Raw genomic sequence first — 15436 nt, 5'->3', positions numbered from 1 at the left:
GGTGGGCAACACAAGGAATCTGAAAGCCGACGCAACAGCGCGGCCAGGTGACGGCTCAATCTCTGCCGCCACCTGGCTCGCCGATCAGCCTGCGCCCGAACCCGCCTGCACTTGGGAGCTGACCTGGTCGGCCGTCATAGCGCCGGTCCAGACCCTCAGGTCCTCCAGGCCGCCCGGCAAGTAGTTGCCGGTGTTTCCGCCCTTGGCGCCACGCCCCATGGCCAGCTCACCGCTGCCGGGCTTAGCTGCCGTGAAGCCTGAACTCGCGTCGGACGCTTGATCAAAGCCGCCGACGTACAGATGCAGCTTTCCGTAGCGGGACACTGTCTTGGAGGGATCGGAGGTGTCGTCCCAGACTTCCTGCGCGTCGAAGACTCCGGTCACCTGGACCCACGTGTCGGTTTCTGCGAGCCCTTCACCGGCGACCTCGGCGCTCTGGGTGACCTTGCCGTCGGAACCGAGGGCGGTCCGGGTGAACTTCCATTGATAAACGCCCTCTGCGGGCTTGGTGATCCACAGTGCCCAGGCCGATTCATTGCCCGTGCGCTGGCCGGCCACCTGTCCGGTGTAGCCCACCGGCTTCGTCGCAAGTGCTACGGAGTCCACCTCGACCGCCGCCGAGACCGTGAAGGATCCGCTCTCGTCGATCACAGGGCCAGTCATTGAGGCGTATCCGGTGGTTCCGTTGAGTACCACCGCACTCTGGTCCGTGTTCGGCGCGGCGCCGCCCGCCAGCTTCATCGAAGCTACTGGGTAGGCCGTGTTCTCGGGTATTTCCGTGGCCGTCGCTGCAGCGGCATCCCACTGGGCCACGAGCTCGTTGGTCGGCACATCGTCCACGGCGGCCTGCGCCTCCTTGGCGATCTCGTCGCCAGTGAGGGGGCGCTGCCATACGGCCACCTCGTCCAGCAGGCCGAAGAAGTTCTCGCCGTACTTCCCGCCGACCTTCGAGCGGCCCATCTGCAGGCCTTCATTCGCCGTCCACGGCTCATATGTCGACGCGCCGGTGGACAGCACGACGGGCATTCCCTGCGGGCGGCCGTTCACAAACAACTGAATCGTGTCGTTGGTCTTGTCCGAATCGCCCTTGGCGTCGAAGACACCGGTCAGGTGTGTCCAGACATTGAGCGGTGGGTTGGTCTGGTCGGCAACCGAGCGGATGTACACCGGCCCCGTCGCCGTGTCCTTGGCCAATCGGTTGAAGATCCACTGGTGACCGCCGGCCGAGTAGTACAGGGCAAACGCACTGCCATTGGTTCCAGGTTCAGTCAGTACGACCTGGTTGGCTGATGCATTCGACAACTGCACCCACGCCGAGACGGTGAAAGAGTCCTTGGTGTTCACCACGGCTGAAGCGGTCGCCGCGTAGCCGATCTGCTTGGCCGGGTCAGTGGTGTCGTCGTTCAACCGCAGCGAATAGTCCCCGTCGCCGCGGCGCGCCCGTGTCGACCAGCCCGTACCGTCCGCACCGTAGAACGTCGCGTCGTGACGGGCACCCGCCTCCGTGGCGGTGTCCTTCGCGGTCATGATGCCCGACCCAGGGGCTCCGTCGTCCAAGTGCCAGCGGCCCACCGGTCCGTTGGCCGGTGACACCTTGAAGACGAATTCCGCCGGTGTCCCCCAACGAGTTCGGCCAGAGGCGTCGAGCTTCAGATCACTGGCCTCGACCGAAAGTACCTGGGTACCGGTCAGCGACGGGGTCACGTCGTCGACTGTCACTGTGGATCCGCTGACCTGCTTGGTGTCCTGGGCCGAGGATGTCAACAAGCGCCACCGGTAGGCCTTGACGTCGGTGTCTGCGGCGTTGTGTGCGAAGGTGAAACTGCCCGGAGTTCCCGGACCGCCCTGGCCCTCGCATTTCTCCACCGTGCATTCGCTGTACGGAGTACCTGCCGAGATGGTGGGGGCCTTCGGCGCAGTCGAGTCGATTTTGAAGTAGCACCAGGCCGAGTACGGGGAGAACAGGTCACCCGAAGCCCCGTCATAGGACCAGTGGGACTGGGTACGCGCTTTGAGGCGGTACAGGCCACCATCTGCACGATTGGACGTGCGCAGACTCTGCAGTGTTTCATCCGGTACCCAGCCACTGGCCGGGCGGTAGTCGGACCAGACCTGATGCCATGCGGCGTCATCGCCCCGCTCGACTACGTACTCGGCCTGCAGTGACCCCTCCTCGTCCCCCAGGTGGGCTTCCACCTTCGTCTGAACACGAGCCTGGACCATCGGGTCAACACGGGTGACCATCAGCGGGTCGGCCGAAGATGTCCTGCAGTACGAGGTGTTGCCGTTCCCCGGCACGACGCCCACATTCGTCGGGACACCTGGCTGATGGGCATAGTTGACCTTGAGCTCGGCATTGTCGTCGAACCGCTTCCAAGACCTCGCGTCGTTCTCGTCCTTGGCCTTCAGCATGAATGTCAGACGTTTGATCTTCCCGTCGGCAAACGAGCGGACCGTAGACTTCAGGTTCTCGTCCGACTCAGCAGGATTGTCGTTGAACTCGACCCAGCTGTCGGGTTGCGACGGGCTGCAGTTGTCACCGCGGCCGTAGGACACATTCCGGTCGCCCATCAGGTCCAGGATCTTGGGCCCCGGCCAACGGGTGCCCTCGGACATGTTGTCGGTCCGCACCAGATCCACCCAGTGCGCGTCACAGTTGAACGACCACGTCTCGCGCGCCCGGAAAGTGGCGTCCAGAACGTACTTCCCCGAGAGTTGGCTCGGCGAGAGTTCGTAAAGCATCCGGTTCGTGTAACCGCTGCCGCAGTAGTAGCCGTCCGCGTTCCCGCACAGCCCGACGCCATACTCCCCCTTGAACTGCCACCACCGGTCGCCGTCCGAAGAGATCACCGACCGTTCGGACACCCCAAGCCCGACCGACGGGTCGATACGCACGGGATACACCGTCTCCGCACCCCGCAGCAGGTCCAGATCCGGCGTGACCGAGACGGCCTCACCCTCGACCTTCACCGGGAGCACCGTTGTGGCATCGCCTATCCCCGGCTGCGTGGGATTGCCTTCACCGGCTGGATCCTGCGGATCATCCGCCACTGCCGCGCGAGCCTGCTGGGCCGCGGGCACACGGTCGCCCGCAGAGTCCCACATCTGGCCCGCCGGACCCGTGAAGACCGTGTTTCCGTTCTCGTCGACCGCTCGCAGGCCTCCGCCGGCTCCCGGCACGACCTGCAGGCCGTCACCGGACACCGACAGAGTCACCTGCTCAAGCTCTGAACTAGCAGCAGCCTCAGCCGACTTGACGACCAGCACCTCGTGGTAACCCTCGGCCGTCGCCGTAAGCTCGAGGTCGACGCCCGCCATGACATTTGCATACGTGGCAGTCGCACCGTTGATGGTCGGCTCCGGCAATGCGCCGGCCCAGCCCAAAGACACCGAGCCCTGCCGACTGCCCAGACGGATCATGTCCTTACCACCGCCACCGCCGGTGAACGCCAAACTCACCACAGAGGCCTTCGGTCCCACCGAACCGTCGGAACGGCGCACCAGCGTCGTGTCTACGCCCTGCCACGAACCATCACCTGCGCGCACACGCTGCGGGACCGTCGACTGTGTCAGCGTGAACGAGCCGTCGGGATTCGCCTCAGTCGTCGCATACTCGGTGCGCTCCGCAGTGATCTCGACCGGCTCCCCGGTCTCTGCGGCCTGTGCCAGCGCGGTCTGCTCCGCAACCGAGTCAATAACGTTGGCAGTCGTCTTGATCACAGTCTCGGCACCGGTTGCATGGGCAGGAGCTGCGGCAGCCATCAGCGCAAGGCCAAGGAACGGGCCCAACACCCGCCCAGCTCTCCGTCTACTGACAGACATAGCTCTCTCCCACCCCGGTACAGGGCCTCCCCAGACCCATCACTTCATGACCTTCTGGTGAAGGTCGCTCGCGGACGGTAGGCGCACCCAGCCTTGATCGTCAAGGATTTACATGGCGCATGAACAAACATGTAAAAACCTGCCCCCCACAACAACTTGGGGCACATGAGCATGGGATATGCCAACCTCCCCGAGGTGAGAGACCCGTCGAAATCATGACTCGAAGGGTGACTGACGTACTTGTCCGCACTTTTGGAGGCTGTGTGCCGTGGTTTACGGCTATCACGTGCAGGGTTTCGGTTCGCGTCCCAAGCTCCACGTGACCGCTGACGGGTCAGGCATGGTCGGGCATGTCGGAGCACGGTTGCCGCGCGGGACCGGTCACGACCTGGCCGCACCACCATTACGGATCTGGCCGTCCTGCGCGTCCAGCGGGACGTTTTGGCCCGGTGGCGTCCACACCCACGGCCTCGCAGTTGCTCGCCGCCACCTACGAGAGCATGCTGCCCCGGCTTCTCACTGCCCGTGCTTCGGCACACGAGGTGTGGCCCGGCTGCGGGCCGCCGCCACCTACGAGGGAGGGTTCGGCTGTCACCCGCTGCTGTGCTTCCAAGGCCAACACCAGCGAGACCCTGTCCGGACGGCAACGACCGGGCAACGCCGGGGCGGACACCACACATCACCGGCACCCCCACCGGTGACGATGAACAAGCGGGGCTAAGGGCTGTCCCGTAATCCGTGGTGGATCAGCGCACGGCGTCAGATACGGTGCATCGCAAGGCGGAGGGACGTCCACATACTGGATGTATTCGGGCGTTCCGACAACGCAGCGAGGTGCCGTAGCTGTCGTCGTGCGCCCGCCAGGGATTACGGGACAGCCTTTAGGGGACCTGGTGGATGTAGAGTGCGCCGCATGCGTGGCAGAGGGGCTGTCCGTCGGGCGTGCCCCATGCGTCGGACGACTGCGTGAGAGCTTCCGTGTCCAGGTCACGCCCGCACAGCGCGGTCGTCTCGTGCAGGCGCGTCATGTGCCACACCTCGAGTCCGGCGTCCCGGTCACGGGGAGAGGCGCCGTGCGCGTACTCCGCACGCATTTCGTATTCCATGCTTCAGCTCCTGATCAGCGGTCATGACCCAATACCCGGCCACGCATGATTGCCCCCGCCCCGGGACGGTTGAAACAGGACAGGACGCGAGCGCGGAGAGCAGCGCGAGGTGACTGGCCGGCGCTGCCGGGGTGGGGTGGGTCAGGTGCCGTCTCGGAGGTCTGTGAGGCCCTGGGGGTGGTGGGTGATGTGGTCGAATGTCACCGCGCAGCCCTCGCCCGTCGGCGACTGGGCCAGGAAGCCGACGCGTGCGCGTGCGAGCTCCGGCGGGGTGCCGAGTGTGAAGACCCGGACGAAGGTCCACCGCTCGCCGTCCGGGGAGGCGTGGAAGGCGAACGCCGTGCCCGTGCGGCTGATCCGCAGCCAGAAGCTGTCGCCCTCCACCACGAAGGAGTTGACGTCGTCGGAGTGGCCGCGGGTGACGACCGTGCAGATGGTCGGGTGCGCCGGGGACAGTTCCAGGCAGAGCTTGGCCCACTGGTGTTCGGCGACCTCCAGACAGAGCACCCCCGCGTCGAAGGCCGCGGCGAAGCCGACCGTGACCCGGGCGAGCAGCTGGAAGTCGCCCTCCGGTGTGCCGAGCAGCCGGGGCGCGTCGGAGGCCGATTCCAGGGACTCCCCCGACGGGGGTACGAAGCGGTCCTGCCGGGCGCCCGCCCGGCCGGTGAGCGTCCCGTCGGCGTACGACCAGCCGCCTTCGGGACCGTACGGCCGCAGCGGGAAGGGGAGTTCGGGCAGATCGACAAGGCCGGCCATGTGCGTGCTCAGTTCTCTGCCCGGCCGTCGACGCGGCGCGGCAGGTCCAGGGGGTTGTCGTCGCGCAGCTCGGGCGGGAGCAGCGCGGCCGGCGTCGACTGGTACGAGACCGGGCGCAGCCAGCGCTCGATCGCCGTGGCGCCGACCGAGGTGGAGGTGGAGGTGGACGCCGGGTACGGGCCGCCGTGCTGCTGGGCGGGGGCGACGGCGACGCCGGTCGGCCAGCCGTTGACCAGGACGCGTCCGGCGAGCGGGGTCAGCTCCGCGAGGAGCCGGGCCGCGCCGGGCTCGGTGCCGTCGGCCTCCGCCGCGGCGAGCTGGAGGGTGGCGGTGAGATTGCCGGGGAGCCGGGAGAGGACCGTGCTGATCTCCTCGGTCGAGGTGTAGCGGGCGACCACGGTCACCGGACCGAAGCACTCCTCCAGCAGGAGGTCGTGCGGGCCCTTCGCCGCGAGCAGCTCCGCCGGCAGGGTCAGGAAGCCCGCGCTGACGGTGTGCTCGCCGCCGGCGCCGGGGGTGATCGGGGCTTCGACGCCCGGGAGCGCGGCCCGTTCACGTACGCCCGCGACGAACGCGTTCCGCATCCGGTGGTCCAGCATCACACCGGGCTCGGTCTCGCTGACGGCCGTCGTCAGGGACGTGAGCAGCTGGTCCCCGGACGGGCCTGCGGGGGCGAGTACGAAACCGGGCTTGGTGCAGAACTGCCCCTCCCCCAGGGTCATCGAGCCTGCCAGCCCGGCGCCGATCTGCTCGGCGCGTTCGGCGGCGGCCGCTTCGGTGATCACCACGGGGTTGAGGGAGCCGAGCTCGCCGTGGAAGGGGATGGGCGCGGGCCGGGCGGCCGCGGCGTCGTGGAGCGCGCGTCCGCCCCGTACCGAGCCGGTGAAGCCCGCGGCGGCGACCAGCGGGTGCTTGATCAGCTCGACGCCCGCCTCGAAGCCGTGCACGAGGGTCACCACGTTCTCGTCCAGGCCCACCTTCGCGGCGGCCCGGCGCAGCACGGAGGCGCACAGCTCGGAGGTGGCGGGGTGGTCCGGGTGCGCCTTGACGACGACGGGGCAGCCCGCCGCGAGCGCGCTCGCGGTGTCGCCGCCGGGCACGGAGAAGGCGAGCGGGAAGTTGCTCGCGGCGTAGACGGCGACGACGCCGAGCGGCACCTTCCAGCGGCGCAGATCGGGCCAGGGCGGGGTGCGGTCGCCGTCGGCGTGGTCGATGCGTACGTCGAGGAAGGCACCCTCGTCGACCACTTCGGCGAAGGCCCGCAACTGGGCGGTGGTGCGCGCGAGTTCCCCGGTGAGCCGGACCGGGCCGAGGGCGGTCTCGGCGTCCGCGGCCTCGATGACGTGGTCACCCGCCGCGTCGAGCAGGTCGGCCGCGGTACGGAGCAGGGCGGCGCGCACGGTACGGTCGGCGAGCCCGGACCCGGCGGCGGACGCGCCGCGGACCGCGCTGTCGATCTCCTCGGCCGTGGCCTCGTCCGCGACGTGCTCACGCGGCTTCCCCGTTCGGGGGTCGACACTCCAGACTGGTGCTGCTGCCACGGCGGCTTCCTTCCCGGCCTTCCGGACCTCTGCCATCCCACAGGACTTGTTCGGTATTCTGAACGCGGTTCCTGATAGTGAATCTGAAGGGACTCTATTTCCGCGCGTTCTGTGTGGTCAAGAGCGGTCTAGAAGGCACGAAGGGGCGAGGGACGATGTCGGCTGCCGAAACCGGTGGGGCACAAGTCAAGTCCGCGGTACGGACGGTGGAGCTGCTCGAATACTTCGCGGGACGCCCCGGCATGCACTCCCTCGCCGCCGTCCAGGAAGCGGTCGGCTACCCCAAGTCGAGCCTCTACATGCTGCTGCGCACCCTGGTCGAGCTGGGCTGGGTGGAGACGGACGCGACGGGCACGCGGTACGGCATCGGCGTACGGGCCCTGCTGGTCGGCACCTCCTACATCGACGGTGACGAGGTCGTCGCCGCCGCCCGCCCCACCCTGGACCGGCTCTCCGACGACACCACCGAGACCATCCACCTGGCCCGTCTCGACGGCACCAATGTCGTCTATCTCGCCACCCGCCAGTCCCAGCACTATCTGCGGCCCTTCACCCGCGTCGGCCGCCGGCTGCCCGCCCACTCCACCTCGCTCGGCAAGGCGCTGCTCGCCACCCACAGCGATGAGCAGGTGCGCAAGATGCTGCCGGAGACCATGCCGGCGCTCACCGAGCACACCATCACCGACCGCGAGAAGCTCATCGAGGAGCTGCACACAGTCCGCGAGCAGGGCTACGCCGTGGACCGTGAGGAGAACACCCTCGGGCTGCGGTGCTTCGGTATAGCGATCCCGTACCGCACTCCGGCGCGCGACGCGATCAGCTGCTCGGTGCCGGTGGCCAGGCTCACCCCCGGCCATGAGCAGATGATCAAGGACGCGCTGTTCGACGCGCGCGACCGGCTCACGCTCGCCACCCGGAGACTCTGATGGATGTAAGGCGATGGCGGATGTAAGGCGGTGGTGATGGACGTACGGCTGCGGGAGGTACGGGAGAGCGATCTGCCGGCCTTCTTCGCGATGACGCAGGACCCCGAGGCGAACCGGATGGCCGCCTTCACGGTGGAGGACCCCGCCGACCGGGTCCGCTTCGAGGCCCACTGGGCGCGGATCCTGGACTCGGCCGACGTGCTGCGCACGGTGCTGGCCGACGGCGCGGTGGTGGGGAACACCGCGGTGTACGGGCCGCCGGAGGAGCGCGAGGTGACGTACTGGATCGACCGCGCGTACTGGGGCCGCGGCATCGCGACCTCCGCGCTGCGGGAGCTGCTCGTGCTCGTACCGGAACGGCCGCTGTTCGCCCGCGCCGCCGCCGACAACGCGGGCTCCGTCCGGGTGCTGGAGAAGTGCGGCTTCACGGTCAGCGGGCACCACAGGGACTTCGCACCCGGGCGCGGCGAGGAGATCGACGAGCTGGTCCTCACCCTCGGCGTGTGAGCGGCCCGGCTCGTCGATCAGCCGTCAGGCCTCATGGAAGGTGATCAGCCCTCAGCCCGCGTGGAACAGCTGCTCGACCGGGTCGATGGCGAAATAGACGAGGAAGAGCGCCGCGGTACCCCAGAGCAGCCAGTGCACCTCGCGCGCCTTGCCCAGCACCGTCTTGATGAGGACGTACGCGACGAAGCCGGCGCCGATGCCGTTGGTGATGGAGTACGTGAACGGCATGATGACGATCGTCAGGAACGCCGGGATCGCGATCTCGTACTTCTCCCAGTCGATGTTCCGCACCTGCGCCATCAGCAGGAAGCCCACCACGACCAGCGCCGGGGCCGCCGCCTGCGCCGGGACGATCAGCGCGAGCGGCGCGAGGAACAGGCTGAGCCCGAAGAGAGCGCCGGTGACGAGGGACGCGAAGCCGGTACGGGCGCCCTCGCCGACGCCCGCCGCCGACTCGATGTACGAGGTGTTGGAGGAGGCGGAGGCCGCGCCGCCCGCCACCGCCGCCGCGCCGTCGATCAGCAGGACCCGGCCGAGGTTCGGCACCTTGCCGTTCTCGTCGAGGAGCCCGGCCTCGTTGGAGACACCGACGACGGTGCCCATGGTGTCGAAGAAGTCGCTCAGAAGGAGCGTGAAGACCAGCAGGACGAGCGTGACCACGCCGATCTGCTCGAAGGCGCCGAAGAGGCTGAAGGCGCCGACGAGCCCGAAGTCGGGGGCCGCGACGATGTCCTCGGGAACGGACGGCGCGGTCAGGCCCCAGGCCGCGGGCGCGATGTCGGCGATCTCGTTGATGACGACCGCCACGACGGTCGTCACGGCGATGCCGATGAGGATCGCGCCCCTCACCTTGCGGGCCACCAGGGCGACGGTCAGCAGCACACCGAGGCAGAAGACCAGGACGGGCCAGCCGGCCAGCTGACCCGAGGCGCCGAGCTGGACCGGTACGGAACCGGTCTCGCCGGGGATGCGGGTCACGAAGCCCGCGTCGATGAAGCCGATGAAGGCGATGAAGAGGCCGATCCCGACGCTGATGGCCTGCTTGAGCGACTGCGGGATGGCGTGCATGACCGCCTCGCGCAGCCCCGTGACGACCAGCCCACAGATCAGCAGGCCCTCCAGGACGATCAGTCCCATCGCGTCCGGCCAGCTCATCAGAGGCGCGAGCTGGAAGGCGACAACGGCGTTGAGCCCGAGGCCGGCGGCGACGGCGAGCGGCAGATTACCGCCGAGCCCCATGATCGCGGTCATCACGGCGGCCACCAGCGCGGTGACGGTGACGAGTTGGGGCCCGGAGAGATGGGCGCCGAATTTGTCCTCGGCGCCGCCGAGAATGATCGGGTTGAGCACGAGGATGTAGGCCATCGTGAAGAACGTGGCGAAGCCGCCGCGTATCTCGCGGCCGTACGTCGAACCGCGCTCGCTGATCTTGAAGTAGCGGTCGACGGCGCTCCCCCGGGACGGCGCGGCCCCCACGGGGGTCTCCGGCGTCTCTGGTGTCTCGGGTGTCCTGTCCACGGTCCGGCCTGACATGGTGCTCCTCGCTGGCTGACGGTCACGGGGGGTAGGTGGATTGTGCCCCTGTCAGGGACGGATCAGGTCTCGACCGTGTTACGCATCGCTCCCCCTTGTGCCGCGACCGCCTTGTGCCGCGACCCCCTTGTACCGCGACCGCCGTCTGTACCGCGACCGCCGTCCTTGTGCCGCGACCGCCGCCTAAGGCCTTCTCCCGCCCGGAAGTAGGGCGATTGCCCGATGCCCCTCCCCGGACCTCAGCTGCCACGCTGGCGACCCGTGGGAGACAGAGCGCTCGGGTGGGGCGAAAGGGCTGGTGGGGGCATGGGATGGACCGGTGGGAGCGTCCTGCGGGACCGTAACGCGGGGCTGTATCTGTCCGGGGTGATCGTGTCCGGCTTCGGTACGTCCGCGCTGTGGCTCGCGTCCGGCATCTGGGTCAAGTCACTGACCGGCTCCGACAGTCTGGCCGCGCTCACCGTCTTCGCGATGTGGGCCCCGACGCTGGTGGGGCCGCTGCTGGGGACGGTCGCCGACCGGGTACGCCGGCGGCCGCTGCTGATCGGCTGCAATCTCGCCATGGCGGCGCTGCTGGTCTCGCTGCTCGCCGTCGACTCGGCGGACCGTGTCTGGCTCCTGTTCTGTGTCCTGTTCCTGTACGGGGTGAACGGGGTCGTCCAGGACGCGGCGGAGACGGCCCTCGTCGCCACCGCCGTCGACAAGCGGCTGCTGGGCGACTTCAACGGGCTGCGGATGACCGCCAACGAGGGCATGAAGCTCATCGCGCCGCTCGCGGGCGCGGGGCTCTACGCCCGGTTCGGCGGTGGGCCCGTGGCGGTGCTCGACGCGGTGACGTTCGTCCTGGCCGCCTGGCTCTTCGCGATGATGCGCGTACGGGAGGAGAAACCGGCCCCGGAACCCACGGGGGCCCGGCTCGCCGGGCTGACCGAGGGCGTACGCAGGCTGCGGGGCTCCGCCGTCGTACGCCCCCTCGTACTCGCCGCGTCGGTCACGATGCTGCTCGCCGGGCTCAACGGCGCGACGGCCTTCGCGGTCGTCGACCAGGGCCTCGGCCGCGCCCCCAGCTATCTGGGGCTGCTGTACGCGGTGCAGGGGGCCGGGTCCGTACTGATCGGGCTGGTGGCCGGTCCGCTGCTGCGCAGACTGCCGGAGCGGGTGTTCGCGGCCGCGGGCATCGCGCTGTTCGCGGTCTCGCTCGGGCTGCGGGCACTGCCGTACGACGCGGTGGTGCTGGCGGGCTCCTTCGGGGTCGGGCTCGGGCTGCCGTGCGTGCTGATCGCGGCGCTGACGGCGGTGCAGCGGGAGATCCCGGCCGCGGTGCTCGGCCGGACCGCCGCCACCGCCAACACGCTGATCTTCGCGCCGAACGCGGTGGCGCTGGGGCTCGGCGCGGGCCTGATCGCGTTCGTCGACATCACCGTGCTGCTGCCCGTGGCCGGGGTGATCGGGCTGCTGACGGGCATCGCCCTGGCCTCTCCCGGTCACGCGCGGCGCCGCGCCGTCCTGGCCGCGGACGGCCGGGACGACCACGCGGGAGCGGGTTCGGGGCCTGTCGGATGACCTCTGATCGAAGGCCACCCGACAGGCTCTCAGCCGAGGTGTGACAGACCTGCCGCGACCGACGTCAGGTCCGCGTCCGAGGCCAGACCCGCGTGGTACAGGCGCAGTTCGGTCGCGCCGAGCGCCTCGGCCCGCGCCGCGTCTTCGGCGAGGGTGCCCGGGCTGCCGCCCATCCCGCTGACGACGGTGAAGTTGGCGGCCAGGACGGAGGACTCGGACCGGTGGTCCGCGAAGGGCGTCAGCATCGCCTCCGCCGCGCCCCCGGTGCAGGGCAGGACCACCCCGTCCGCGACACCCAGGATGTGCGCCGGGTCCACGCCCGCGTTGGCGCCGGTGCGGTACGGCGCGGGGTCGGCGTGCAGCAGCACCTGGAAGCCGGGTTCCGCCGCCGCCCGTACGGCCGCGACCGCCGACTCCTGGAGCGTACGGGCGCTCCCGCCGCGCCAGTCGAAGGTGACGGCGGCGAGATCCGCGCCGAGGAGCTTCTCGACGGCGGTCCTTCCCGCCTCGGCGGAACCCGTGGCCCAGACGGGCTCCAGCGCGCGCCGGACGGCGCAGCCCAGCTCGTCCGGGTCCGCCCCGAGTCCGGCGTATCCCGCCCGGCAGTCGGCGCAGAAGCAGAGCGACATCAGATAGTGCGCCGCGTCCCCGAGGCCGACGCCCGCGATCTTGTCGTGGGCGTGCAGATGGGCCAGTCCGTACCAGCCGCAGGACTCCAGTTCGGTGCCGCGCGCCCCGGGACGTACGGCCGCCTCGGCCGCCAGCTCCACCAGGTACGCGGCGACGGCGGGCCGCGCGATACAGGGCGCCCAGGGGTAGCGGTCGCCGTAGGCATTCACCACGGAGGTGTCGGGACGCTCGGCGCCGAGGCGGGAGTTGTGCGCGAGGACCACCCAGCTGTGTACGTCGAGACCGGCGCCGGCCAGCGCCTCGGCGGCCTCGCCGTAGGCATCGCCGGGGGCCCAGGCCCCCGCGGCGTACGGACGCAGGTCGCGCTCCGCCCAGCGGGACTCGTCCGGCGGGTAGAGGACGGCGGCGTGCTCGGCGGTGACGACGCGGTGGCGCGGATGACGGGGAGTCAGCGCGCGGGTGGAGTGGTAGGCGGAGGCGAGGGTGACCTGCTGGACTCCGAGGTCCGCGATCCTCGCGGCGGCGTCCGGGTCGCCCGTCACGTCCCAGGGGTAGAGAAACGCGGAGGTCTTCACGCGCCGCCCTCCGCGCTGTCCCGCGCGCCGTCCCCCACGCCGTCCCGCACTCCGTCCCGCGCGCCGTCGTCCGCGCCGTCCCGCACTCCGTCCCGCACGCCGTCGTCCGCGCTGTCCTTCGGGCCGTTCCCGGCGCCGGCGCCGTCCCCGAGGAGGGCGTAGCCCCGCTCGATGATCTCGCCGAGCTCCTTGATGTGCGCGGGCTGCGGCTCGCTGAGGGGCGGCCGTACCTCCCCGACGTCCAGTCCGCCCAGCCTGACACCCGCCTTGACGAGCGAGACGGCGTATCCGCGTCCCTTGGCGCGCAGTTCGACCAGCGGGCGGTAGAAGCCGTCCAGGAGGCGGTTCACGGTGGTGTCGTCGCCGGTGGCCAGGGCCCGGTGGAAGGCGAGCGCGATCTCCGGGGCGAAGCAGAAGACGGCGGAGGAGTACAGGGTGACGCCGATGCCCCGGTAGGCGAGGCCGGTGAGTTCGGCGGTGGGCAGGCCGTTGAAGAAGAGGAAGTCGCGACCGGGCTCCTCGGTGCGTACGGCGCTCAGGATGCGCTGCATCAGATCGAGGTCGCCGTAACCGTCCTTGAGGCCGATGATGCCGTCCACCTTGGTGAGCTCGACGACGGTCTCGGGGGTGAAGACGGCGTTGTCACGCTGGTAGACGATGGTCTCCAGGCCGGTGGCGGCGGCCAGCGCGGTGTAGTGGCGCAGCAGGCCCTCCTGGTCGGCGACGACCAGATAGGGCGGCATGGCGAGCAGTCCGTCCGCACCCGCCTCCTCGGCGGCCTTCGCGTACTGGACGGCGAGCGCCGTGCCGTAACCGGCCCCCGCCACGACGGGAACCCGGCCCGCCGTCTCCTCGACGGCCGCGGCGACACAGGCGCGGAACTCTTCCGGGGTGAGGGCGTGGAACTCACCCGTGCCGCAGCACGCGAAGACCGCGGCGGCTCCCGCGTCGACGCCCCTTCTGACATGCGCGCGAAAGGCGTCGAGGTCGAGGGTGCCGTCCGGTCCGTACGCGGTGACGGGGAAGAACAGCGGCCCCTCCACTCGGGTGAGGCGGGCGGCGAGCGGGGCTGAGGTCACGGGCGCTCCCTGGGCCGTGCGCCGAGCGCTGACCGCTCGTGCACAATTCTGATCGACGTCCATATCTCTGAACGCTGCCACGCTAGGGCAGCCGCGCGCCGCAGGTCAAGACGGGAAACCGCAACCCAGAGACGGATCAACCCCCTCCGCGCGACACTTGACGGTGCCGCACACCACTCCTTAGCGTGTCCACGCATGTGAATATCGTCTACGGATCTGAGTTTTGATCCGAGCCGTCGAGGAGATTCCGCCCATGTCCGCACCCCGCACCGTCCTGCTCACCGGCGCCGCCGGCGGCCTCGGCACCCTGATGCGGGGCCTGCTGCCCGCGTACGGCTACGAACTGCGCCTCTTCGACGCAACCCCCATCGAGGGCGAGCCGGCCGCCATCACCGCCGATCTGGCGGACAAGGAGGCCCTGCGGGAGGCCGTGCGGGGCGTCGACGCGATCATCCACCTCGCGGGCATCTCGCTGGAAGCCTCCTTCGACAAGATCCTGCGCGCCAATATCGAGGGGACGTACAACCTCTACGAGGCGGCCCGCGCGGAAGGCGTCCGGCGCACGGTCTTCGCCTCCAGCAACCACGCGATCGGCTTCACCCCGCGCCCGCGGGGCGATGATCCGCTCATCCCCATCGACGCCCCGCGCCGCCCCGACACGTACTACGGACTCTCCAAGTGCTTCGGCGAGGACCTCGCGCAGCTCTACTGGGATCTGCACGGCATGGAGACCGTCTCCGTCCGGATCGGCTCCTGCTTCCTGGAACCGGCCTCGGTCCGCATGCTCTCCGTCTGGATGAGCCCCGGCGACGGCGCCCGGCTCTTCCACGCCGCGCTCACCGCGGACCACGTCGGCCACAGCGTCGTCTACGGCTCCTCCGCCAACACCCGGCTGTGGTGGGACCTGACGACGGCGCGAGCACTGGGGTACGAGCCCCAGGACGACTCGGAGCAGTACGCCGAGAAGCTCATCGCGGAACAGGGCGAACTGGACCCGGACAATCCGGACCACGCGCATCTGGGCGGCCACTTCACCACCAACCCGCCGCTGTGGCCCCACTGAGCCGGACCGGCGGACGAGCGGGACCGGCGGAACAATTCGCGCGACAGCCGCATACGCGTACGGGCACGATGAGCGGATGCCCCGGCCTTTCGGATTCAGCTATCAGCAGCGGGGTGACGGCTCGGTCGTCATCACGCATCGCGGCCGCGCCGCCACGGTGCTGCGCGGCGGCCGGGCGGAGAAGTTCCTCGCCGAGGTGGAGTCGGGCGACGCCCAACTGGTGATGGCGCGCTGGACCGGTGCGTACAAATTCGGAAACGAACGCACGGCGCGCGGTCATCCGCGCAATCGGCGGTAGGTAAGGGAACGGTAAAGCGGGTTCGCTCGTTACGTCT

General features: G+C 69.6%; 12 protein-coding genes. 5 read left to right on the top strand and 7 right to left on the bottom strand.

All coding sequences use genetic code 11. The features are described from left to right. Positions 1-84: 84 nt before the first annotated feature. From ACFVWW_RS29015 to ACFVWW_RS29000, 4 genes are all read right to left on the bottom strand, one after another. Positions 85-3762 (bottom strand): LamG domain-containing protein, encoded by a 3678-nt coding sequence (locus tag ACFVWW_RS29015; protein ID WP_386877761.1) that lies wholly within the window; start codon positions 3760-3762, stop codon positions 85-87. Positions 3763-4703: 941 nt separating this feature from the next. Continuing rightward, a complete protein-coding gene (locus ACFVWW_RS29010; protein ID WP_384183402.1) occupies positions 4704-4928 on the bottom strand; it encodes a hypothetical protein in 225 nt (74 codons plus the stop codon). Positions 4929-5069: 141 nt separating this feature from the next. Beyond that, complete coding sequence (locus ACFVWW_RS29005) at positions 5070-5684, bottom strand: DUF1349 domain-containing protein (protein ID WP_386877762.1); 615 nt, start codon at positions 5682-5684, stop codon at positions 5070-5072. An 8-nt stretch (positions 5685-5692) separates the two neighbouring features. After that, positions 5693-7225 (bottom strand): aldehyde dehydrogenase (NADP(+)), encoded by a 1533-nt coding sequence (locus tag ACFVWW_RS29000; protein WP_386877763.1) that lies wholly within the window; start codon positions 7223-7225, stop codon positions 5693-5695. 155 nt (positions 7226-7380) lie between these two features. Between ACFVWW_RS29000 and ACFVWW_RS28995 the strand changes: the two genes are divergently transcribed. Together ACFVWW_RS28995 and ACFVWW_RS28990 are read left to right on the top strand one after the other, a co-directional pair. Continuing rightward, positions 7381-8151 carry an IclR family transcriptional regulator gene (locus ACFVWW_RS28995; protein ID WP_384331206.1) on the top strand — a complete coding sequence of 257 codons (771 nt, stop codon included), beginning with the start codon at positions 7381-7383 and terminating at the stop codon, positions 8149-8151. Positions 8152-8187: 36 nt separating this feature from the next. Next, the gene (locus tag ACFVWW_RS28990) at positions 8188-8658 is read left to right on the top strand and encodes a GNAT family N-acetyltransferase (RefSeq protein ID WP_384183413.1); all 471 of its coding nucleotides are present in this window, start codon (positions 8188-8190) and stop codon (positions 8656-8658) included. A gap of 51 nt (positions 8659-8709) precedes the next feature. On the opposite strand, the gene ACFVWW_RS28985 is transcribed toward ACFVWW_RS28990, so the two are convergent. Next, complete coding sequence (locus ACFVWW_RS28985) at positions 8710-10191, bottom strand: NCS2 family permease (RefSeq protein ID WP_384183416.1); 1482 nt, start codon at positions 10189-10191, stop codon at positions 8710-8712. Positions 10192-10497: 306 nt separating this feature from the next. Here ACFVWW_RS28985 and ACFVWW_RS28980 point away from each other — a divergent pair, with 306 nt between their 5' ends. Then, positions 10498-11754: an MFS transporter gene (locus ACFVWW_RS28980; protein ID WP_386877764.1), complete on the top strand. Its 1257-nt coding sequence runs from the start codon at positions 10498-10500 to the stop codon at positions 11752-11754. Positions 11755-11783: 29 nt separating this feature from the next. On the opposite strand, the gene ACFVWW_RS28975 is transcribed toward ACFVWW_RS28980, so the two are convergent. Then, on the bottom strand, positions 11784-12959 hold the full coding sequence (locus tag ACFVWW_RS28975; RefSeq protein ID WP_386877765.1) for a hypothetical protein: 1176 nt from the start codon (positions 12957-12959) through the stop codon (positions 11784-11786). Next, entirely contained in the window at positions 12956-14038 is a 1083-nt protein-coding gene (locus ACFVWW_RS28970) for a 5-dehydro-4-deoxyglucarate dehydratase (RefSeq protein ID WP_386877766.1), read from the bottom strand. Before ACFVWW_RS28970 ends, ACFVWW_RS28975 begins: the two co-directional genes overlap by 4 nt. A 253-nt stretch (positions 14039-14291) precedes the next feature. Between ACFVWW_RS28970 and ACFVWW_RS28965 the strand changes: the two genes are divergently transcribed. Together ACFVWW_RS28965 and ACFVWW_RS28960 are read left to right on the top strand one after the other, a co-directional pair. Then, a complete protein-coding gene (locus ACFVWW_RS28965; protein ID WP_386877767.1) occupies positions 14292-15101 on the top strand; it encodes an NAD-dependent epimerase/dehydratase family protein in 810 nt (269 codons plus the stop codon). A gap of 76 nt (positions 15102-15177) precedes the next feature. Beyond that, positions 15178-15399, top strand: a complete 222-nt coding sequence (locus ACFVWW_RS28960) for a hypothetical protein (protein ID WP_384183433.1) — start codon at positions 15178-15180, stop codon at positions 15397-15399. Positions 15400-15436: the final 37 nt, after the last annotated feature.

Source organism: Streptomyces sp. NPDC058198 (assembly GCF_042882605.1).
In the GTDB taxonomy this organism is placed as follows: domain Bacteria; phylum Actinomycetota; class Actinomycetes; order Streptomycetales; family Streptomycetaceae; genus Streptomyces.
This window is presented reverse-complemented; position numbering and strand designations above follow the sequence as displayed.